Below are 20,951 nucleotides of genomic sequence, written 5' to 3' on the forward strand. Positions count from 1 at the left end.
CTAGGGGAGCTGGCGCCGGGGCTGGGAAGGGTGGGATGTTTGCACACATTGGCTCTTTCGAACCCAGGCAAATGTGGTCGTGTGCCCATAGGTATTCGGGGTCACTTTTCCTAGTATTGGCAGGATGATCGATCTTTGCGCCCGAAACCCGGGGTGGCACGGTGGCATCTAGCCCAACGGGCAAAGCCTTGAGCGGCTTTGCCGATAGGGCTGGTCCACCCGTTGAGCCATTGCGGGCTGGGCGCATTGAACTACCGATATTGGCAAAGGAGCCAACCCGCCGTGTACGAACTGCTAGTTCTGCTGATCCTTGTTGTGGCCATCGTGATGGTCACAGCACGCTTGAAGATCAGCCCATTTCTCGCCCTCGTTGGCGCCGCTATCCTGGCGGCCTTCGCCTACCGGATTCCGCTGGCCGACGTGGCTTCGACGGTCACCACGGCTTTCGGCAGCACCATGGGAAATATCGGACTGGTGATCCTGTTCGGAACAATGATCGGTGTCATCCTGGAGAAATCCGGCGCCGCGATCTCCATGGCAGATGCGCTGATCAAGGTCCTGGGTACCCGGTTCCCCAACCTGACGCTATCGATTATCGGCTACATCGTTTCCATTCCGGTCTTCTGCGACTCGGGATACGTGGTGCTCAACTCGCTGCGCAAAGCGATCACCCTGCGTACCGGGATCTCTGGGCTGGCAACTTCCATCGCCCTGATGACCGGCCTGTACGCGACCCACACCATGGTGCCTCCAACTCCGGGCCCGCTGGCCGCAGCCGAAAGCATCGGCATTGCCGATAACTTGGGCTTGATCATCGCTGTCGGATTGCCCGTTGCGGCCATCTCGGCCCTTGCCGGCTTGGCCTACGCCAGCCGCTTCAACAAGTCCAAATGGACCCCGTTGCCAAGCGACGACCACAATGACATCTCCGAACTCGACTATGAGCAGCTGCGTGCAAGCTTCGGAAAATTGCCCAGCCCGGCGCTGGCCTTCATGCCGATCCTGGTTCCGCTGGTGCTGATCTGTGCCGCATCCATTGCGAAGCTGCCCTCGCACCCGATGGGCGAAGGCGCTGCCCTGGAAATCCTTTCCTTCCTGGGGACGCCAGTTATTGCGCTGATCTTCGGCTTGATCTCATCGACTTTTCTTTTGAGCGGTGGCAGCAAGCTGGCGGTCTTCAATGAGCAGATGAACGAAGCTGTACGCACCGCTGCTCCGATCTTGCTGATCACCGGTGCCGGCGCCGGCTTCGGGGCGGTCCTGGCCGCGTCGGATCTGACCACGATTCTTTCGGATTCACTCAGCGGACTGGGCTTGGGCCTGGCTGTGCCATTCCTGATCGCCGCTGCACTGAAGTCCGCACAGGGCTCGTCCACCGTCTCAATGGTGACCACTTCCGCGCTGGTCGCTCCGATGCTCGGCTCCCTGGGCTTGGGTTCGGAGCTGGGCATGGTGCTATCCGTATTGGCAGTAGGCGCCGGTGCGATGGTTGTCTCGCACGCCAACGACTCCTACTTCTGGGTCGTCTCGCAGCTCAGCCGCATTCCGGTGATCACCGCCTACAAGACCCTGAGCGTGGCTACCGCCATCCAGGGCACCGCGGGGTTCCTGACTGTACTGGTCCTGGGAGCCGTACTGCTTTAGCAGCACGCCTTCCAAGAAAGCAACGGATCGCGCCATCGGCAGATGGCGCGATCCGTTGCTTTAAGCAGTGCTGGATTAGCCCAGGCCTGCCGCCGGGAAGCTCCGCGCGGCCTTATTCGCTGTGGCAGTCGAGATCACCAGCAACGCGATGGCGGCCAGGTAGCCGGTTCCGGTCGCGGCGAAGGCGAAACCGAATTGGCCCAGCAGGCAGAGAACTGCTGCGCTGGCCAATGCCGCCCAACCGGCCCAGGAAGCCGCGGCAAGCAGGGGCGCAGCCTGCTGATGCCCGGCGAACCAGGCGTCATCGCTGGCCAAGGTGTGGCGCGTCTTGATGCCGATCGCCGCATTGCGAGCGAGCTTCCGGTTCCGTGCCATCGGGGCGAGGAACGCTGCGACCAGCGTTATGCTCAGCAACCCGAACATGAAGGCAATCACGCCTGCTGGATCCACTTGCCGCCTCTTCTGCCGATTGATCTTGAATGGCCATTCTATGCGGTCGCATGGAAGTGCCCTGATCCACGCTGTGTTCCCAATCGATGCCTGCGGGAACGTTCTTGAGATCCAGTTCCGGCATGCCAATTGCGTCATGCGAAGGTCATATGACGTCTTATCTGCCCGTTTTCCGGCAGGGCGAAGGCGCGAAGATGACGTATTTTGTCCTGCTGTTCCTCCGCATGACAGCGCCCTTCCCGAGGGCCTGCCAGTAATGCTTGACTCGGAGCACAACCCATCCAGAGCGGCTGAGAGACCTGGCTCCGAGACGCCGCAGCAAGCCTGCACCAGCAGGTAGTGCTAACGCCAGGTTCGATGGAACTCCCGGGTCTAGAAGCATGAACTTCTGTTCGGGATCCCTCGTTCAATTTGTCTAAGAGAGGGACGACATGACTCGTACTCGTCCGAACGCCTTGAAAGTTCTGGCTTCAGCGATGGCGGCAGCAACACTGCTGACTGGCTGCTCGCTGAAAGAACCACGGCCGGAAATAGCGCCGGTTGTGGCGCAAAGCAGTAATCCGCAAGCCGAGCATAAGCTCGACAACGTTCCATCACTCAAAGGCAAAAAGGTCGGCATCGCGGCCAAGGATATCCTGCACGACTACTCGCGCGTGGTCTACCAGCAGATCCAAGAGCGCATCAAAGAGCTCGGCGGCGAGGTCATCGCTACCCAAGCCGAAGCCAAAGACGAGAAGCACGTCTCTGACGTAGAAAACCTGATCACCCAGTCGCCCGATGCCATCGTGGTGATCCTGGGCGATGCCCAAACGCTCACTCCTGCCTTGGCCAAGGTGGACGCCGCCGGGATCCCGCTGTTCACCATCGATTTCCAAAGCGAATACTCGAAGAACAACGTCACCAGCGACAACTGGAACGTCGGCACCACGCTGGCTCGCACCATGGCTGAAGACCTCCACGGCAAGGGGAAGATTCTGGTCTTCAACGGCTTCCCCGGTGTGACTCCCTGCCGGATCCGCTACAACAGCCTGAACCTGGTGCTGGAAGACTACCCAAATATCGAGAAGATCACCCCGGAACTCCAGGACAAATACGAAGGCACCATCGAGGATGCCAAAAACCAGATCCAGGACCAACTGCGCAGGCTGCCCGAGGGCGAAGTTGACGCGATTTGGTCCTGCTGGGACATGCCGCTGATCGGTGCCGCGCAGGCCATCGATCCCACTGGTGGCGACATCAAGCTGTATGGAGTGGACGCAGAGCCCGGGGCCCTGGATTTGATAGCGAACCCGGACAGTTCATACCAGTTCACCGTCGCTCAGCCCACCAAGCAGATTGCCGCTGCCTCGGCCACTAATATCGCCCTGTTCCTCGATGGGCAAACCGATCTGGTTCCGAGCACCAGCTATGCCGAGCCGATTTTTGTCGACAAGGACAACGTGAATCAGGTGCGCCATGACAACGGAATCTAAGGAACTGCTGAGCATGGCCGCCATCAACAAGTCCTTTGGCACGGTCGCCGTGCTCGACCATGTGCACCTGCAGCTTCGGGCCGGAGAGGTTCTGGGCCTAGTGGGCGAAAACGGAGCTGGAAAATCCACCCTGATCAAGATACTCACCGGGCTGTACACCCTGGACTCGGGGCAGATCGAACTTGCCGGCCAGCCGGTGCAAATTCGCCGGCCTGCCGATGCCGAAGCGCTAGGCATTGAAGTGATTCACCAGGACCGCCATCTGGCCGGCCGCTTGACCGTCGCCGAACAGCTGTATCTGGGCACCGCGAAGAGTCGTGGGCTCTGGCGCCACGAGCGCACCGCGCAGGCAGCAGCCCGGGCGGATATTTTGCGAACCACCGGCCAGGAGCTGGACACCGGTGCCTTCGTTGATGAGCTCAGCGTTGCCCAGCAGCAGCTGATCCAGATTGCCCGTGCCGTACTGGCCGAACCCAAGGTGCTGATTCTCGATGAGCCGACGGCACCGTTGGCCAATGATGAAGTTGAACAGCTCTTCGGCACGATCCGGCATCTGCGGGACCGCGGGGTAGGGATCATTTTCATCTCGCATTATCTCCAGGAACTGCGGCAGATCACCGACCGGATTACGGTGCTGCGCAACGGCAGAAATGCCGGTGACGCCAGTTTCGCGGACGGTGACAGTATCGAAGATGTCATCGGCTTGATGCTGGGCAACCAGGTTAACGAGTTCTCGCACCAGAGGCGCGAGCCGCCCGCCGTTCAGGGCGAGCCTGCCCTTGAACTGGTGGACCTCTCGGTGGCCGGAACATTGAGCGGCATCAATATCTCGGTGGCGCCCGGAGAAATCGTGGCCGTCACCGGATTGGTGGGATCGGGGATTGAGGTGCTCGCCGACGCGGCCACCGGCAATCGTGCGCAAACCGGCTCGGCGCTGCTGCACGGCCGGCCGGTGGCATCTGCGGCGGACTTTGCCGCCCGGGCAGGCGCCTACGTCCCGTCGAACCGGCATTCAGATGGCATCTTCCTGCGCAACACCGTGCGCGAAAATATTGCAGCGGCCAGCCTGCGAAAGCTTGGCCGCCGGCTGGGCTTGTTGAATGCGCGCAAAGAGCGGGACACAGCCAGCGAACTGGTGCAGCGCCTGGATATCCGTCCGGCGAATCCAGAAGCCGTGGCTTCGGGTTTGTCCGGCGGCAACCAGCAGAAAGCGGTATTGGCCCGCTGGTTGGCCAAGGGATCGGACGTGCTCGTCTTGGACCAACCCACCTCGGGCGTCGACGTGGGAAGCCGTGCGCATATCTACGCGCAGATTTCCCAGTTGGTCCAGCAGGGAGCCGCCGCGCTGTTGGTCAGCGTTGACCTGGAAGAAGTAGTGGGACTGGCCGATCGAGTGCTGGTGCTCTATCGCGGTCGGATCATCGCCGAACTGCCGTCGAGCGAGGCGAGTACGGAAAGAATTCTTCACTTGGCATCCAGCGGCCAAACCGCCGGAACATCACGCGAAGAGGTCAAAGCATGAGCGCCACCCTTGTTCCGGTCGACGAAGCACCTGCGCCTGGCGCGTCCCGCACGAAGCCGAGATTGGCGGCCTGGATCGGCTACGCCGGCATCACCGCGGTGCTGCTGCTCTTTGCCTTCGGTTCCCCATTTTTCTTGACGGCTTCGAATATCGCCACCATCCTGACCCAAGCGTCGGTCTTCGGCATTGCCGGGGTGGGGCTGGCCATTGTGATCATCGCTGGCGGCGACGACGTGCTCAACGGAGGCATCGACCTGTCCACCGGCGCGGTGGCAGGACTAGCCGGAACGGTGACCGCGCTGGCCGCGGCTGCCGGAACCCCGGGCATGGTCGCGGTGCTCTACGGGGTCCTCGTTGCCACCGCGATCGGCGTCGTCAATGGCCTCTCGGTCACCTTGGGCCTGCGTCCGCTGCTGGCCACCTTGGCCACCATGGGGGTGGCCGCTTCGCTGGAACTGGTCTTCAGCCAGAACTTGAAGATCGCCGTTACCGGTGGCTTCTTCGAAGCGGCGCGGGGCAGCGTGCTCTTCGGCATCCCATTGGTGGCCTGGCTTATGGCGCTCATCGGGGCAGCGGTGTGGTGGGTATATGGCAAAACCAGCTGGGGAGTGAATTCCTATGCGGTTGGCCAGAATCCGACCGCCGCGCAGGTGGCGGGACTTGACCCGCGCCGATACCGGCTAGCTGGCTATGTGCTCAGCTCGGCGTTGGCTGGCCTGGCCGGAACGCTGCTGGTGGCAAGGCTTTCGGCCGCCGTTCCAGGCATCGGAACCCAAATTCTCCTGGACATCATCCTGGTGGCCTACATGTCCATGATCTTTTCGCGCAGGCGGCTGGTCAGTGTGGTCGGCACCGTTCTGGCCGCGGTATTTGTGGCCGCCCTGGATAACGGATTGACGCTGCTGGGCGTGGTCAGCCAGTGGGTGGGTGCTGCCAAGGGCCTGCTGATCCTGCTGGTCTTGGCCAGCGTGACCCTGCGCGGAAGGAAGAACCGATGAGCACCATTGAAACCCTGGCCGCACCCGTGGAGCCGAGCCCCGGACCGGTCGCAGCCTACAGCGGAAAGAAACGCGGCACGCTTCAAGCATCGAGGCTGGTGGCTCCGGGTACGTTGGCCCTGATCCTCATCGTGTTCTCGGTGCTCAGCCCGGTGTTTTTCACCGTGGGAAACCTCTTCGGAATCCTGGGGCAGGTGGCTTTGCTCGCCTTGGCCGCCATCGGGTTGACCCTGGTGGTGCGCGCCGGAGGCATCGACCTGTCGATTGGCGTGGCCCTGGATCTGGGAGCCTTGGCCAGCGCTTGGCTGATCCATGACGGCTACCGTGCGTGGGTGGCCGTGGCCGGCGGGCTGCTTTGCGCCTTGGCGGTGGGAGCGGTGAATGCGCTGCTGATCGTGATCCTGCGAATCCCGGCTTTCCTGGCTACGCTGAGCGTGTGGTTTGCCGGCACCAGCGTGCAGCAGCTGCTCACCGGCGGCGGCGCACCGATCTACCTGTCGGCGCCCCTGGTGCCGGACGGTTTTGCCGTGATCGGGCGCGGATACTTCCTGGGCATTGACGCCGCCATCGTCAACGCGGTCTCCATCTCCCTGGTGGTGGCCCTGCTGCTTGGCATCACCCGCTACGGGCGGAAGCTGACCATGGCCGGCGAACAGCCGAGCGCCGCAAGAATATCTGGCCTGCGGACCAATGCGCTGATCGCCAGCGCCTACCTGTTGTGCGCGGTGATCGCCGGATTCGCCGGAGTGGTGCTGGCAGCACGCTCCAACGGATATGTCCCGGGCAGCGGACAGGCCTATCTGATGGATGCCATTGGCGCGGTCTTCATCGGGGCAACCATCAGCCGCTACGGGCGAGTGTCCGTGGGCGGAACGCTGATCGGCGTGGTGATTTTTGGCCTGCTGGATAACGGGCTGAACCTGATTGGCCTGTCCTTCTTCTGGCAAGACCTGGCCCGAGGGCTGGTTCTCCTGTCCATCCTGCTCGCCGCCGTGGTGCTCGGGAGGGCCAAGAGTCGGCCGGCCACCGGCATCTTCGCGCTATTGCGCACGACCAAGCATCAGGCACTGACGAACACCGCGAAGGGAAACAGAAAATAATGGGCAAGCGCATCCACCTTAACGCCTTTGACATGACCTGCGTCAGCCACCAGAGCCCTGGGCTGTGGCGGCACCCGCAGAATCGAGCCGACGAATACAACACCCTTGAATACTGGGTGGATCTGGCCAAGACCCTGGAGCGCGGTGGCTTTGATGCCCTGTTCCTCGCCGATGTACTTGGCATCTATGACGTGTACCAGAATTCCAGCGGTCCAGCCTTGCTCGATGCCGACCAGGTGCCACTGAACGATCCCTTCATGCAGGTTTCCGCCATGGCCGCGGCCACGAAGAATCTCGGTTTCGCGGTGACCAGCGCGCTGACCTATGAGCAACCCTACGCGCTGGCCCGGAAGTTCTCCTCGCTGGACCACCTCACCCGCGGGCGCATCGGTTGGAACGTGGTGACTAGCTACTTGGAGTCGGCGGCCCGCAATCTGGGCATGGCCAGGCAGCTGGATCACGACGCCCGCTACGACATTGCCGATGAATTCATGGACGTGGTCTACAAGCTCTGGGAGGGATCATGGGAGGAAGACGCGGTTCTCAAGGACCGCGAACGTGGCGTCTACACCGACCCTTCCAAGGTGCATCCGATTAACCATCACGGCCAGTACTTCAACGTGCCGGGCATCCATCTTTCCGAGCCTTCCATCCAGCGCACCCCGGCGATCTTCCAAGCGGGCGCTTCTTCGCGCGGCCGGCGCTTTGGCGCGCAGCATGCCGAGGGCATCTTCCTGAATTCGATCAATACCGCGGTCACCCGCCGCCAGACCGATGCGATCCGCGATGAGTTCGAACTGGTGGGTCGGCCCCGGGACGCCGCCAAAATCTATGCGCTGATGACCACTGTGGTGGCTGATTCAGACGCGCAGGCGCAGAAGCTCTACCGCGAATACCAGTCCTATGCCTCGCGCGAAGGTGCCATGGCATTCTATGGCGGGTGGTCGGGCTTGGACCTGAGCCAGTACGCGCCGGATGAGGAGCTGCAATATCTGGAAACCAACGCGGCGCGATCGGCGGTATCGATTTTCACTACAGCGAATCCGCAGCAGAAGTGGACCCCGAATGCCATCGCCGACTACCTCGGAGTTGGCGGCATCGGACCGGTGCTCGTCGGTTCGCCGGAAACCGTGGCGGACGAAATCGAGCGTTGGGTGGATGAATCAGGATTGGACGGGATCAACTTGGCCTATGCCATCACCCCAGGTTCCTTCGAGCAGTTCACCGATCTGGTGGTTCCCGAGTTGCGGAAGCGCGGAAGAACTTGGGCAGGATACGAAGGCAACACCCTGCGCGAATACCTGGCGGGTCCCGGCACGACGCGAGTGGCTGACGATCACCCGGCAGCCGCCTATCGCGGGGCTTATGCGGGAAAGGCCTCGGCAGCGGAATCCGAAGCGAGCCAAACACCTGAAGCTGTACTAGGCGCCCGGTGACACATGAGGAAATATGACGGCCACTGAGGCCCCTGTGAAGGCCTCGAAAATGTCGATTCATGACGATGTTCCGTCCTATGACATCTTCCCTGCCAAGCGGAGGCCGTCGGTGCTTCACTGATGGAGAACAACCCATCCAGAGCGGCTAAGAGACCTGGCTCCGAGACGCCGCAGCAAGCCTGCACTCCGCAGGTAGTGCTAACGCCAGGTTCGATGGATCCGCAGATTTTCTGCATCCTTCGGAATCCATAGCCCAAGAGGAGAACGAAGATGACTATACTGGATACCCAATTGCCGCGCGTGCCCTACACCGGCACTGCTGATGAAGCTGAACTCGCTCATTGGCGCGACGTCGCCCAGCAAGTAGCTGACAAGCTGGCGGCTGACGCGCTCGAACGCGACCGAAAGAACGCCCAGCCTTTCGCCGAAGTGCAGCTGCTGCGCGAAGCCGGGTTGCTCAATCTCTTGGTGCCTGCAGAATTCGGCGGAGCCGGAGCCCATTGGGAAACGGCCTTCGAAGCGGTCCGCATACTGGCCGCAGCTGATGGCTCCATCTCGCAGTTGCTGGCTTACCACTACATCAACCAGTCCGGCATTGCGTTCTACGCCCCGGCAGAAGCCCAAGGGGCATGGTGGCAGCGCACCGTGGAAGGTGGCTGGCTCTGGGGCGATTCGGTGAATCCAGTTGATCCGGATTTGACGCTGAGCGCCGAAGGGGACGGCTACCGACTGAATGGAGCCAAGCGATTCTCCACGGGTTCCGGTGTTGGCGAGGTCATCGTCATCAACGCGCTGGTCCAGGGCGGCGAATACGACGGGCAGATTCTCGCGTTGGTTCTGCCACGCGATATCGATGGCTTGGAAATCGTTGACGACTGGGACTACCTGGGACAGCGGCTGAGCGCGTCGAATTCCTTGAAGTTCCACAACGTGCGGCTCGAAGCAGGGGACTTGCTGGGATTCGTCACCGATGAACCGGTCTCCACCCTGCTTACCCCCGGTATCCAGTTGGCCTTCGCCAACTTCTACCTGGGCATCGCCCAAGGAGCACTGGAGCGCGGCAAGCAGATCTTGCTGGGCCGCAAGAACGCCTGGTTGTTCTCGCAGGCAGAGACCTACTCGCAGGACGCGATCTTCCAGCGCACCGTCGGAGAGCTCAAAGCCCGCACTGCAGCAGTGGCGGCGCTGACCGAGAAGCTGGGCCGGAAATTCGATGCCCTGCTCTCGAAGGCCGGGGAAGTCACCCAGCCCGAACGAGCGGCGTTGGCCGTGGAAATTGCTGAAGCCAAGGTGGTCTCCACTGAGGTGGGAGTGGATGTGGCGAACCGGATCTTCGAGGTGACCGGTTCATCTTCGACTGCGAACTCGGTGGGTCTGGACCTGTACTGGCGCAATGTGCGCACCCATTCGCTGCACGACCCAGTGGACTACAAGAAGATCGAGGTCGGCGCCTACTTCCTGCGCGGAGAGTCCCAGCCGCTCTCGCTGTACACCTAAGAAAACTTCTCCCGGATTGGACTGAACGATGACTGTACTTGCAACTGGCAATCGACTCGCAGGACTCAAAAACCGCTTCGCACCGCTCTTCTCGCGCATTGCGCAGGGCGCAGCCGAACGCGACCGCACCGGCGAATTGCCCTACCAGCAGGTCGCGGACCTGGCTGCTGCCGGCTTTGGTGCGGTTCGGATCCCGGAATCGCACGGAGGTGCCGGTGCTACGCTGCCCGAACTCTTCGAGCTCTTCGTGGATCTCGCGGCCGCGGATTCCAATATTGCCCAAGCGCTGCGCGCGCACTTCGCCTTCGTCGAGGACCGTCTGGTTGCGGCCCCCGGCCCGGGGCGCGACAAGTGGCTGGCCCGCTTCGTGGCGGGAGAACTGGTGGGCAACTCCTGGACCGAGGTCGGCACCGTCAAGGTCGGGGACGTGATCACCAAGGTCACCCCGGACGGCGAGGGCGGATTCAAGATCAACGGCACCAAGTACTACTCCACCGGCTCGATCTTCGCCGACTGGCTCGATACCTACGCAGAGCGCACCGACACCGGAAAGCGCGTGATCGCCGCAGTCAACCGACACCAGCCCGGCGTCGAGCTGGCCGATGACTGGGATGGCTTCGGCCAGCGCACCACGGGTACCGGCACCTCCACCTTCACCGATGCGATTGTCGCCGAAGAAGACCTCATCGACTTCGATACGCGTTTCAAGTACCAGACAGCTTTCTACCAGCAGGTGCTGCTCGCTGTTCTGGCCGGCTCCGCCAAAGCAGCCGAGCGCGACTTCGCCGCCGAGCTGAAGGCGCGCAAGCGGACCTTCAGCCATGCCGCGGCCAATCTGGCGGCCGAAGACCCGCAGCTGCTGCAGGTGATCGGCGAGGTCTCCGCGGCGGCCTTCGCTGCCGCGGCAACGGTGGAACGAGTGTCGACGGCATTGCAGGGAGCCTATGAAACTGCGCAGGCGCTGCACACCGGCGAGGTGACCGGGGAAGAGGACGAAGCAGCCAACGATGCGGCAGAGTTGGCCAGCGCCCAGGCGCAGGTGGTGCTCACGCCATTGGTCCTCAACGCGATCACCCACGCTTTTGATGCGCTGGCCGCCAGCGCCACGAGCGTTACCAAGAACCTGGACCGGCACTGGCGCAATGCCCGTACCGCCGGCAACCACAACCCCTGGGTGTTCAAGGCGCGGTTGATTGGCGACCTGGCGGTCAATGGCACCGAGCTTCCGCGCGTGTGGGCGATTGGTGCATCAAAGTAGATTCCATGGTCTTGCGAGCCCAGCATCCTTTGCCGGTGCTGGGCTCGTGGTCGTCGGCCCGGGGCAATTGATCGACCATCGTTCCAGTCGCCTGACGGATAGCTGCCGGCCTTGGCCCTAGCGCACCTGGGTAACCGTGCCACTTGCGATATGGAAGATATCCAAGTCGCGGGGTACGAAGAGGCCGCCAGAGAACTGTTTCGAAGCCCGCTGCCAAATTTCCATTCCAGATCCAGCGGGAACCAAATGATGCAGCGCCAAGTTCCGTGCTCCAGCCCGCTGGGCGATTCGACCTGCGTCTTCTGCGGTGGTGTGCGCGCGCCGATGATGTCCCATGCTCGCTTCCAGTTCGGAGGATGAAGCATGCGGGTAGCTACGAGCGATGGCCTCCAGATCAATAGCTTCATGGAACAGCAAGTCGCAGCCTTGGGACAGGCGCGCAAGATTTGCGCTTGGCGCTGTATCGCCGGAAACCACGACCGATCCATATCTCGAATCAAAGCGGAATGCGAATGCCGGAGCGATAGGTTGGTGCTGGACCAGGATAGCGCTAATTTTTGCATGCCGATCAGCGTATATTTCAAAAGGCTCCATGTCCGGATGGTTGTTGTGGTTGGGGTGGAAGCCTGTGCCGGCGGGAATCCCGATATCTACGCCATGGAAAATATCCGAAATATCAGGTGCCGCCGAATCCCGTCGGCGATCGTTGAGATCTATCGCATGGGCGCGCAGCAGCAAGTTGACCATGGCGTTGGTCCCGGGTGTGGGCGACTGCGGAAATATGGCTTCCGGCTCTTCGGCCGCTGTCTGCATCGAGGGCAGCACTCCTCGATCACCCGGTCCGAAAACAGGAACCTGCCGACCCTCGGGCCGCGGAACCCAAGGCCGCCCAGGACCATGACAGAATTCAGGTCAATGACGTGGTCTGAATGCTGATGGGTAATGAAAATTCCGCGCAGGGCAGTGGGGTGAATCCCGATCTCAGCCAGGCCCAAACCGACGCCATGGCCGCAATCCACCAAGTAAGCGTGGCCGTCCACAACGATCGCGGTAGAAATTCCGCGACGGTGACCGGTTCCTGGATCCGGCCTCAATAGCGGGCCGCCAGCAGTTCCAAGCGCCACTGCATGCATTCCGGTCTTCATCACTGGCTTCATCTGTCTCCTGTAGACGGGTTATTTCATCGGCAAGCTGATGCCATCATCCGCGGAGGCAATGAAGTAGTCAAGGAATAATAGATTATTCGCCTCATAACATTTTCTAGTTGGCAGCGGTCCGCTGCCCGCTGGCTAGACTGGGCGGGTGATCAACTACACCCTGCGCCAGCTGCAGTACTTCGTCGCCGTCGCTGAACTCGGCTCCATCTCCGCCGCAGCGAAGCAGTGCCATATTTCCCAGGCAGCCATGTCCCAGTCCATGGACGAGCTGGAACGCGCCGTCGGCTCGCAGCTGCTGGTGCGCAGACGTGCCCGCGGCGTGGTGCTCACGGCTGTCGGCACCGACTTCCTGCTGGACTCGCGGGCCCTGGTGCGCCATGCCGAAGAAGTGCAGGACCAGATTGTCGAACGCCAGACCAAGCTCTCCGGCCCTTTGGTGATCGGCTGCTATTCCTCGCTGGCCGCTTTCTGGATCCCGGTGATCTGCGAACGCTTCACCAATGTGCACCCGGACTTGCAGGTCACCCTCGTGGAGGGGGACGGGGCCGACCTGCAGGAGCGCATGCTCAAGGGCCACCTGGATGCGGTGCTCACCCATACCCGCCACCTGCTGCCGCAGGTCTCTTCGCGTACGGTGATGTCGGGCCGGCCCTATGTGCTGGTGGGAGGCAATCACCGGCTGGCCGATCGCACCTCCGTCGCCTTGAGCGAACTGGCCGACGACGACTTCGTCTCCCTGGACATCCCCACGGTGCGCGATAACCAGCTGGTGAATCTTCGCATGTCGGGCTTGGACCCCAAGGTGCGGTGGAGTTCGCAGAGCTTCGAGGCGGTGCGCGGGATGGTGGCTCGGGGTTTGGGCTATACCGTTCTGGTGCAGCGCCCGCCGGTCAACCTGAGCTACGACGGCTTGCCGCTGTCGGTATTGGAGATCGAGGGCGAGGTTGGCGTGAGCGATATCTGCGTGGCCTACACCGCTTCGGACCGCCCTAGCTTGCGGCTGCGCGCGTTCTTGGATTTCTGCGAGGAAGCCGGAGCCGAGAAAGAGCGCAAGGCCGGTTAGAACCCGCAGGTTCCAACCGGCCCCGCGCTTTCGCCAGTCGGGAGGCTAGTGGCTCATTTCCTCGGCCTCGAGGTCGGCGTCGCGGCCTTCCTTGATGCCGCGCATGGCCAGGGCGGCGACGATGAACGCGGCGGCCCAAACGGCTCCGGCGATCCACAGTGATCCGCCGCCCAGCAGCACCAGGCCTGCAACGATCATCGGGGTGAAGCCTGCGCCCACGGTGGAGGAGAGCTGGTAGACCAGCGAAGCGCCGGTGTAGCGGATGCGGGTTGGGAACAGCTCCGCGGTGAACGCGCCGAACGGCCCGAAGATGAAGGCCTGGATGATGCCGTTGGCCACGAACAGCGCGATGGCGAACAGCCACAGCTGGCCCAGTTCCAGCATCCACATGATCGGCAGGGCGGCCACGGCGCCGGCGAGGATGCCGACCATCATGACCGGGCGGCGGCCCAGCTTGTCTGAATAGCGCGATGAAACCCAGATGCCCACCACGGTCAACGCGGCGCCAATGGCCTTGATGTTCAGTACCGCAGTGCGGTCCATGCCGACTTCCTCGACCACGTAGGAGATGGCCCAGACGGTCATCAGGCCCTGCACCGTGTAGGAGCTCATGCCCACCAGGGTTCCGCGAATGACGGACTTCGGGTACTTGGTGATGACCTCCATGAAGGGGGTCTTGCGCTCTTCTGCCTTGTTTTCCAACGCGAGGAACAGCGGGGACTCGGTGACCTTCAGCCGGATGACCAGCCCGATGCCCACCAGCGCGATGCTGATCAGGAACGGAATGCGCCAGCCCCAGGCCAGGAACTGCTCATTGGGCATGAGCGAGACGGCCGAGACTGCCAACGTGGCCATCACGGCGCCGGCCGGGCCGCCCATGTTCGCGAAGCTCGCCGCGAAGCCGCGGCGCTCCTTCGGCGCGTGCTCCAGTGCCATCAGCATGGCCCCGCCCCATTCGCCGCCCACGGCCAGGCCCTGGACGATGCGCAAGATGATCAGCGCGATCGGGGCCAGCATGCCGATCTGCGCGGTGGGAGGAAGCAGGCCGATCAGTGTCGAGGCACCGCCCATCATCGCCATCGAGGTGATCAGCACGCCCTTGCGGCCGATCTTGTCGCCGAAGTGGCCGAACACGATGCCGCCCAGCGGTCGGGCCAGATATCCCACGGCCAAGGTGGCAAAGGAAGCGAAGATGGCTACGCCCGGGGTCAGGCCAACGAAGAAGACCTTGTTGAAGACCAGCGAGGCCGCGGTGGCGTAGAGGATGAAATCGTAGAATTCGATTGCGCTGCCGATGAAGCTGGAAGCCAGGATCCGGCGCATCTGCGGGGATGTCAGCGAGGGAACCAACGCTTGTGCCTCCACGCCGTTGCCATTATTCAGGGTGCTGCTCATCGTACTGCCGCCATTTCACTGTTGACGAGGGAAAAGGATATCGTGTCCAGATCGTTGGGCACTAGGTAGTTGCCGGAGAATTTCGCGGCGTGGGCTTCCCAGACCTGCAAAGGCGTAGTTCCGGGGACCAGATGGTGCAGGGCCAGGGTGCGCGCCCCGGCCTGGTGCGCGATCTCGATCGCCTGCTCCGGCGAGGTGTGCGAGGCGCGGTGGTGGTCCATCGAAGCCTGGGCTTCCAAGGTGCCAACCGAACCGTAGGCGCGTTGCACCCAGTCGAAGTCGATGGCCTCATGAAGCAGCAGGTCGGTATCCTTCGCCAGGGCCACCAGGTTCTGGCAGGGCGCGGTGTCTCCGGAAATGGCCACCGAGCCTTCTGCGGTATCGAAGCGGAAGGCGAAGGCCGGAGCAATCGGCGGGTGCTTGACCAGTGTTGCGGTCACCGTGACCAGCTCGTCGCGGTAGATCTCGAACGGCGCGAAGCCCTTCGGTGTCGGGTTCTCGTTGGGGTGGTACCCGCTGCCGGCCGGAATCTCGATATCCGAGGCGATGAAGTGGTCCAGCGGGGAGGGGCGCAGGGCGTCGATCACGCGGTCATTCAGGTCCGTGGCGTAGGCCTGCATCAGATGCTCGAACATCGAGGCAGTGCCCGGGGTCGGGTTCTGCGCGAAGACCGGCTGCGGGGCGGTCACTGCGCGCGGGGAGGCAGGTGGCAGGGCGCCGCGGTCGCCGGGGCCGATGATGGAAATCGGAGCCTTGCCCGCTGGCAGGGTGAACATTCCGAAGATGGCCAGCGAAGCCAGGTCGATGGTGTGATCGGAGTGCAAGTGCGTGAGGAAGATGCCGCGAAGGTTCGCAGGGGTGAAGCCGGCTTTCATCAGCTGGTTGCCCACGCCGGTTCCGGCATCCACCAGGTAGACGCTTTCGCCCACGACTACGGCGGTGGAAATTCCCGCCCGCTTGCCGGCGTTCTCGCCGGTCCACCAGCGGGGTCCGCCGGCGGTGCCCAGCGTAACGACGTGGGGATTGAGATTGGTGGAGGCCATGGAATGCGCCCTTTCTTTGGTTCAAGTGCTGCATTCAATTCTTATGCGCTGGATCACATTCGTAAAACTGTTTTTATCAACCAACTAAATAGGTTTAGCCGATAATAGGTTGGGTATGCTCATAGCATCGACGCAAACCAAGGAGGGTCATGTCCGAGCAAGATCGCAGCCGGCTTTCACGCTGGATATTGCCACGGGGCAGTGAGCCTGACCCGCGCTTCACGCTGGCCAACGAGCGCACCTTCTTGGCCTGGATTCGAACTTCGCTAGCCTTCCTCGCGGGCGGCACAGCGCTGGAGGCCTTCGCCGCAGAGGCCTTCCCGTCGCCAGTTCGCACCTGGCTGGCGGTGCTGGTGATCGGCGTCGGCATCCTGATTGCTGCCGGTGCAGCCGTGCGCTGGGTCCGCGTGGAACGCAGCATGCGCACCGGCAGGCCGTTGCCGATTCCCGCCATTGTCCCGCTGCTGGCATTCGGTGCCGTGGTGGCCTCACTAGCGGCGATCGCCATGATTTTCTGGTCCCTCAGCTCGTGATGAAAGAGCCCATCGAGATCAGCGACCCGGGGTTGCAGCCAGAGCGCACCGTCTTCGCGTGGAACCGGACAATGGTTTCATTTCTCGTGGTTTCCGCGGTCTTCCTGCGCTGGCTTCCGCACTATGGCCTGGCCGTGATCCTGCTGATTGCGATATCTTCCTCGATGGCATTCGGGATTCTGCTCTCGCAGCGTGCCCGGTACCGGAAAATGGCGCAAGGTGTGAAGGCTGAACGCGTCAGCGCGGATGTTCTCGCCGTGCTGCTGACAACAGCGGTGCTGCTGGCATTGGGTGCTTGCGCGGTCATCCTTGTGCTCGGCGTCTAGTGCCAGGCGCACGCTAGGCGCAGGTTCAACGAGGCTGCGGAAGTAGCGGCCAGAGGAGTTGCAGGCGCGCCGCGATTGCTGTGCCGGCGCTGGGGACCCGGACTATCCCAAGGATCAAGGCTCATGGGGCTCTCGAATCTCCGCGGAACCAAATGCTACCGATTCCGCGAGCTTTTGCACCGCCGCATATCGTTGTGACTCCGCATCGATCTCCTTCCTGAACTGGGAATTTCTTTCGTCCCTATCAGCCGCGAACTTCTTTCCGGCGCGAGCCAGCTCTTGGGCAATTAATGCTGCCAATCCGTCGCGCAGTTGTTCCAGAGAGGTATTGGAAATTTCCAATCTTCGGTTAGCTGCACTCAGTACTGCATCAGGGTAGCCGGCGGCATCGAGTTGCCCGCGCATGAAATCGCTGGTCAAGAACTCTGTTTCTTCGGCTTCGGGCTGGCGGTTGAAAACGGCGGCAACCCGGTACGCGCCGGGCGCCTTGTCGCTGAGCAAAGTTCCCGGCAGAGAGTTCATGAGCACCGGGCCTATCTTCAGCGGCTGGTGCTTCTTGCCAAGAGTGCGGGAGAAGTCCATCATGGCTTTTCCTTTCCATGTCCGTTCCATGCCGGCGACCAGGGTGCTCTGCCGTGGGCAGCAGCGCCTGGCGCCAGCTCAGCTAGGCTTGCCGTAGGGTTGCTTGGCCCGTAGCAGGCAAGATGTCCACGCGGCGCTCTGGTCCCTGTAGTGGTTCTTGCGAACTGTAGGCAACCTTGCGCCATCCGCATGAGGTGCAGGTCCAGAGCACTTCACGCATCGTTACCAGCATGTCCTGGCGCTGGCCAGCTTCGTGGCCGCCTTCGTTGTCCCATCTCTTGAGCTGGTTTTGATCATCGACGAATCGACGGGTTTCTGTTTCAACCAAGGTATTTCTGTAGCACCTCGGACAGCTGTTCGGCTTGTCCATGACATTCCCTCCGTTGCTGCATAGTCGTTTTTATTGCCGTGCTCTGCCCTCGGTGCTGCAGTTCAAGGCCGGTTCCACGGGAAACGCCGTACCATTTCTTGAGTTGGGCATCGCGGGGACCGCGGCAGTTGTGCGCGTACTGCCGTTTTGCACTGTCGGCTTCAAAGGTGGTGTCCGGCTGTGCTGGTTGCATGATTCGCCACTAGCGGACCGAACCGGGCTGTGGGCTGCTGGAGCAAAACTGTGATTCGTTCCTGGCGGGCAACCCTTATCGGGCAAATGGGAGAAGCGCAAGGAAGCGGGCAGTTAATTCGAGCCGCCTCGATAAAGATCCCGGTTCAACACTGCTGCGTTAATCTGAACGCCGTCCTCGGCAATGAGGAGGGCACAAAAGCTCTACGCCGGTAGGAAGTGCTTCCGATGACGGCATTTCTACGGAAGTTAGATCCAATTCCAGTCTACTCCGGTTTCCCGGTTGTGGACCGGAAAATGGCCAAGTGAAGCGACGAAGGGTGCCCGCGGCTGCAACGGCTTGTGTTGCCGAGGGGCGTCACCCTGTCGCGGTCCGGGCCATGGCGCGGGAGGCCAGCGGAAACCGCCAGCGGCTAATGCGGGGCCCGATCTTGAATGTTCCGGAGTTCGGGGTCCAACGGGCGGGAATGCGCGTACAGTGAAAATACCGGTCCAGCTCGAATTCGCTGTAAAAGGGGATGATTCGCGATGCAGGCTGACGCTAGATTCAAGATGCCGTTCAATTTCGCCCAGGTGGTTATTGCGGCTTTCGGAGCCATGGGGCTTAGCACCTTGGCCTATTTTGTTGCCAGGGTTATCGGCGCATCCATGGAGTACTCCGGCGGCTTATTCCGGAACCTGGATTTCATCCACATCGTGCGATTCACTGCCCTGCCCATTCTCATTCTCGGCTTCCTGACCTTCTTGATCGGCCGGGCCAAGCCGGGCTTCTGCCGCATCGCCCAGTGGGTCGGCGTTGCCGCCGTCTTGACCTCAGCGGTGGTGCAGTGGTTCTTCGCCGAGGACTGGGGGACCGCGCTGACCCTGGCGATTATGCACCTGGTTGTTGCAGCGTCTTGGTATATCGCGGTGAACTACTCGAATAGGAAGTTCAACGAGATCGCGGCCCTGGAAAACCTATAGCCCTGCTAAGTGTCGCGGTTCTCACGGGCTCCTGAGAGCCGTGGCACAGGCACTCGGGAATAGAATAGTTGTGAACTATCAACAATTCTAGGAGTGCCATGACGTCTAAGGGACAACCCAATAGCCCATTCAATTTCATTCAGGTGATTATCGGTGCGCTGGGTACCAGCTACCTGAATGTCATCATTTTCTTCCTGTCTGGCGCCGCTGGGGCATCCCGCCGGATTGGTCCTAATTCAACTGATGTTGTCGCCTTTGACCACCTGTTGCAGTTCACGTTGATCCCGATTCTGTTCTTCGGCCTGGTGGTCTTCCTGATCGGACGGGCAAACAAGGGCATTTGCAAGATCGCGCAGTGGGCTGGCTTGCTCATCGCGGTAGTCTCGATCGTTTTCCCGATCATGAACGCAGCAGATGCCGCTACCGCTGTGGGCCTGTCCCTGATCCATATCGTGACCGGTATCGGCTGGTTCTTCTCGGTGCACTACGGCAACAAGGAGCTCCACGTTCCTTCCAAGGACGTAGCGCTCGTCTAAGCACGAAAAGCAAAACCTCGCAGAGCGATCAGCAATGATCTGTTCTGCGAGGTTTTCCGTTAAGCCGTGAGAGCTGCTGGTGCTGATTCGGGCTACACCCCAACTTTCTCGAGCTGAGGATGCTCGTAGGCTTTGCGCATGCGCGGCAAGAACAGCAGGCTGACGGCTGCCGCAAGGCACAGCACCGCAGCGGTAATCCACGCGGCCAGGTAGCTGCCGGTGGTTTCCCGCGACAGCCCTGCGGTCAGCGAGCCGGCGCCTGCGCCGATCATGTGGAAGGCGAAGACCCAGCCGAAGACCACGGTGGCTCTAACCGGACCGAAGTACTGGCGGCAGAGCACCACGGTAGGAGGCACGGTGGCCACCCAGTCCAAACCGTAGAAGACAATGAAGATCCACATCAGCGGCTCGACGGTTGGACCCATCAGCGAGTGCAGGAACATCAGGGACAGTCCGCGCAACGCGTAGTACACCGCAAGCAGCAGCCACGGGCGTACACGGTCGGTCAGCCACCCGGAGAACACCGTGCCGAGGATATCGAAAATGCCAACCAGCGCCAGCAACCCGGAAGCGGTCGTTGCCGGCATGCCATGGTCGTGCGCCGCAGGGATGAAGTGCGTCTGCACCAGCCCGTTGGTAGACCATCCGCAGATCCAGAAGGTCATCGCCAAGACCCAGAATGCCGAGTAGCGTGAGGCCGCGAACAGGGCCTTGAGAGTCGCGGCAGCCATCGAACCCTGCTGCGTTCCGGATGCCGGCGCGGCTGCAGCTCCGGCCCCGCCGTAAGGCAGTACACCGGCTTCGGCAGGGGAATTGGCGAAGGGCCAGCGCAGCAACGGGATGATCAGCACCGCGAAGACCGCAACAACCAGAGCCGCGGCCCTCCATGAGTACTGCTCGATGATCAGCACAATGCTTGGCAGGAACACCAGCTGGCCGGCGGCATTCGCGCCAGAGAAGATGCCCATCACCAGGCCGCGCCGTTCGCAGAACCAGCGGTTGGCAACCACAGAACCGAAAACCAACGCCATCGCCCCGGTGCCCAGTCCAACCAGCACACCCCAGAGCGCCCACAACTGCCAGATCTGGCTGATGAACACGGACAATCCGGCTCCGGAGGCCACCAATGCCAGAGCGATGGCAGCCACCTTGCGCATGGAATACCGTTCCAGCAAAGTCGCGGCGAAAGGAGCTGCCAGGCCGTAGACCACCAGGTTGATGGTCACCGCGGTCGATAACTGGGAGCGGAGCCAGCCGAATTCGGATTCAAGTGGTTCAAAGAACGCGCCGGTGGTCGAGCGGAACGCCGCCGTGGCGACTAGCGCCAGCGTGGTCACGATGGCGACCAGCCAGGCTCGATGGATCCGCAATGGCTTCGGGGAGTTCAATCGCATGCTCCTTCTGGGTGTTGCTT

General features: G+C 61.8%; 21 protein-coding genes and 2 riboswitches. Of the genes, 13 read left to right on the forward strand and 8 right to left on the reverse strand.

Going from position 1 to position 20,951, the window contains the following annotated elements; genetic code table 11:
• Window positions 1-282: 282 nt before the first annotated feature.
• Window positions 283-1,644 (forward strand): GntP family permease, encoded by a 1,362-nt coding sequence (locus AC1Z36_RS03570; RefSeq protein ID WP_105656445.1) that lies wholly within the window; start codon window positions 283-285, stop codon window positions 1,642-1,644.
• A 75-nt stretch (window positions 1,645-1,719) separates the two neighbouring features.
• Here AC1Z36_RS03570 and AC1Z36_RS03575 read toward each other — a convergent pair whose 3' ends face one another.
• A complete protein-coding gene (locus AC1Z36_RS03575) occupies window positions 1,720-2,094 on the reverse strand; it encodes an SdpI family protein (RefSeq protein ID WP_483561673.1) in 375 nt (124 codons plus the stop codon).
• Window positions 2,095-2,368: 274 nt separating this feature from the next.
• Window positions 2,369-2,458: riboswitch (SAM riboswitch) on the forward strand.
• 67 nt (window positions 2,459-2,525) lie between these two features.
• Between AC1Z36_RS03575 and AC1Z36_RS03580 the strand changes: the two genes are divergently transcribed.
• From AC1Z36_RS03580 to AC1Z36_RS03610, 7 genes are all read left to right on the forward strand, one after another.
• Window positions 2,526-3,566 (forward strand): substrate-binding domain-containing protein, encoded by a 1,041-nt coding sequence (locus tag AC1Z36_RS03580; RefSeq protein ID WP_105656443.1) that lies wholly within the window; start codon window positions 2,526-2,528, stop codon window positions 3,564-3,566.
• Complete coding sequence (locus tag AC1Z36_RS03585; protein ID WP_483561674.1) at window positions 3,550-5,088, forward strand: sugar ABC transporter ATP-binding protein; 1,539 nt, start codon at window positions 3,550-3,552, stop codon at window positions 5,086-5,088. The genes AC1Z36_RS03580 and AC1Z36_RS03585 overlap by 17 nt, the downstream gene beginning before the upstream one ends.
• Window positions 5,085-6,086: an ABC transporter permease gene (locus AC1Z36_RS03590; RefSeq protein WP_483561675.1), complete on the forward strand. Its 1,002-nt coding sequence runs from the start codon at window positions 5,085-5,087 to the stop codon at window positions 6,084-6,086. The genes AC1Z36_RS03585 and AC1Z36_RS03590 overlap by 4 nt, the downstream gene beginning before the upstream one ends.
• Complete coding sequence (locus tag AC1Z36_RS03595; protein WP_402735458.1) at window positions 6,083-7,186, forward strand: ABC transporter permease; 1,104 nt, start codon at window positions 6,083-6,085, stop codon at window positions 7,184-7,186. Before AC1Z36_RS03590 ends, AC1Z36_RS03595 begins: the two co-directional genes overlap by 4 nt.
• Entirely contained in the window at window positions 7,186-8,622 is a 1,437-nt protein-coding gene (locus AC1Z36_RS03600; protein WP_133833908.1) for an LLM class flavin-dependent oxidoreductase, read from the forward strand. Before AC1Z36_RS03595 ends, AC1Z36_RS03600 begins: the two co-directional genes overlap by 1 nt.
• Before the next feature lie 129 nt (window positions 8,623-8,751).
• Window positions 8,752-8,842, forward strand: a riboswitch (SAM riboswitch).
• A gap of 50 nt (window positions 8,843-8,892) precedes the next feature.
• Window positions 8,893-10,119 carry an acyl-CoA dehydrogenase family protein gene (locus AC1Z36_RS03605; protein WP_483561677.1) on the forward strand — a complete coding sequence of 409 codons (1,227 nt, stop codon included), beginning with the start codon at window positions 8,893-8,895 and terminating at the stop codon, window positions 10,117-10,119.
• A gap of 28 nt (window positions 10,120-10,147) precedes the next feature.
• The gene (locus AC1Z36_RS03610; RefSeq protein WP_483561678.1) at window positions 10,148-11,377 is read left to right on the forward strand and encodes an acyl-CoA dehydrogenase family protein; all 1,230 of its coding nucleotides are present in this window, start codon (window positions 10,148-10,150) and stop codon (window positions 11,375-11,377) included.
• A 117-nt stretch (window positions 11,378-11,494) separates the two neighbouring features.
• Here AC1Z36_RS03610 and AC1Z36_RS03615 read toward each other — a convergent pair whose 3' ends face one another.
• Window positions 11,495-12,115, reverse strand: a complete 621-nt coding sequence (locus tag AC1Z36_RS03615) for an MBL fold metallo-hydrolase (protein ID WP_483561679.1) — start codon at window positions 12,113-12,115, stop codon at window positions 11,495-11,497.
• Window positions 12,091-12,534, reverse strand: coding sequence for an MBL fold metallo-hydrolase (locus AC1Z36_RS03620; RefSeq protein WP_483561680.1), 444 nt, complete (start codon window positions 12,532-12,534; stop codon window positions 12,091-12,093). The genes AC1Z36_RS03615 and AC1Z36_RS03620 overlap by 25 nt, the downstream gene beginning before the upstream one ends.
• Before the next feature lie 145 nt (window positions 12,535-12,679).
• Here AC1Z36_RS03620 and AC1Z36_RS03625 point away from each other — a divergent pair, with 145 nt between their 5' ends.
• Window positions 12,680-13,597, forward strand: a complete 918-nt coding sequence (locus AC1Z36_RS03625) for a LysR substrate-binding domain-containing protein (protein ID WP_105656436.1) — start codon at window positions 12,680-12,682, stop codon at window positions 13,595-13,597.
• 45 nt (window positions 13,598-13,642) lie between these two features.
• On the opposite strand, the gene AC1Z36_RS03630 is transcribed toward AC1Z36_RS03625, so the two are convergent.
• Window positions 13,643-14,992: an MFS transporter gene (locus tag AC1Z36_RS03630; RefSeq protein WP_483561681.1), complete on the reverse strand. Its 1,350-nt coding sequence runs from the start codon at window positions 14,990-14,992 to the stop codon at window positions 13,643-13,645.
• The gene (locus AC1Z36_RS03635) at window positions 14,989-16,035 is read right to left on the reverse strand and encodes an MBL fold metallo-hydrolase (protein WP_483561683.1); all 1,047 of its coding nucleotides are present in this window, start codon (window positions 16,033-16,035) and stop codon (window positions 14,989-14,991) included. Before AC1Z36_RS03635 ends, AC1Z36_RS03630 begins: the two co-directional genes overlap by 4 nt.
• Before the next feature lie 149 nt (window positions 16,036-16,184).
• Between AC1Z36_RS03635 and AC1Z36_RS03640 the strand changes: the two genes are divergently transcribed.
• Together AC1Z36_RS03640 and AC1Z36_RS03645 are read left to right on the forward strand one after the other, a co-directional pair.
• On the forward strand, window positions 16,185-16,568 hold the full coding sequence (locus tag AC1Z36_RS03640) for a YidH family protein (protein ID WP_105656433.1): 384 nt from the start codon (window positions 16,185-16,187) through the stop codon (window positions 16,566-16,568).
• Window positions 16,568-16,894 carry a DUF202 domain-containing protein gene (locus AC1Z36_RS03645; protein ID WP_483561958.1) on the forward strand — a complete coding sequence of 109 codons (327 nt, stop codon included), beginning with the start codon at window positions 16,568-16,570 and terminating at the stop codon, window positions 16,892-16,894. Before AC1Z36_RS03640 ends, AC1Z36_RS03645 begins: the two co-directional genes overlap by 1 nt.
• A 114-nt stretch (window positions 16,895-17,008) precedes the next feature.
• On the opposite strand, the gene AC1Z36_RS03650 is transcribed toward AC1Z36_RS03645, so the two are convergent.
• Both AC1Z36_RS03650 and AC1Z36_RS03655 read right to left on the reverse strand, forming a co-directional pair.
• Window positions 17,009-17,479 carry a hypothetical protein gene (locus AC1Z36_RS03650; RefSeq protein ID WP_434689704.1) on the reverse strand — a complete coding sequence of 157 codons (471 nt, stop codon included), beginning with the start codon at window positions 17,477-17,479 and terminating at the stop codon, window positions 17,009-17,011.
• Between the two features lie 79 nt (window positions 17,480-17,558).
• Window positions 17,559-17,804: a hypothetical protein gene (locus AC1Z36_RS03655; protein WP_105656430.1), complete on the reverse strand. Its 246-nt coding sequence runs from the start codon at window positions 17,802-17,804 to the stop codon at window positions 17,559-17,561.
• Window positions 17,805-18,590: 786 nt separating this feature from the next.
• On the opposite strand from AC1Z36_RS03655, the gene AC1Z36_RS03660 reads away from it, so the two are divergent.
• Both AC1Z36_RS03660 and AC1Z36_RS03665 read left to right on the forward strand, forming a co-directional pair.
• Window positions 18,591-19,001, forward strand: a complete 411-nt coding sequence (locus AC1Z36_RS03660; RefSeq protein WP_286134073.1) for a DUF6069 family protein — start codon at window positions 18,591-18,593, stop codon at window positions 18,999-19,001.
• A 98-nt stretch (window positions 19,002-19,099) separates the two neighbouring features.
• Window positions 19,100-19,537, forward strand: a complete 438-nt coding sequence (locus AC1Z36_RS03665; RefSeq protein ID WP_483561684.1) for a DUF6069 family protein — start codon at window positions 19,100-19,102, stop codon at window positions 19,535-19,537.
• Between the two features lie 92 nt (window positions 19,538-19,629).
• Here the strand turns inward: AC1Z36_RS03665 and AC1Z36_RS03670 are convergent, their stop codons facing one another.
• Complete coding sequence (locus tag AC1Z36_RS03670) at window positions 19,630-20,931, reverse strand: MFS transporter (RefSeq protein WP_402697157.1); 1,302 nt, start codon at window positions 20,929-20,931, stop codon at window positions 19,630-19,632.
• Window positions 20,932-20,951: the final 20 nt, after the last annotated feature.

This window comes from Glutamicibacter sp. BS14 (genome assembly GCF_056934375.1).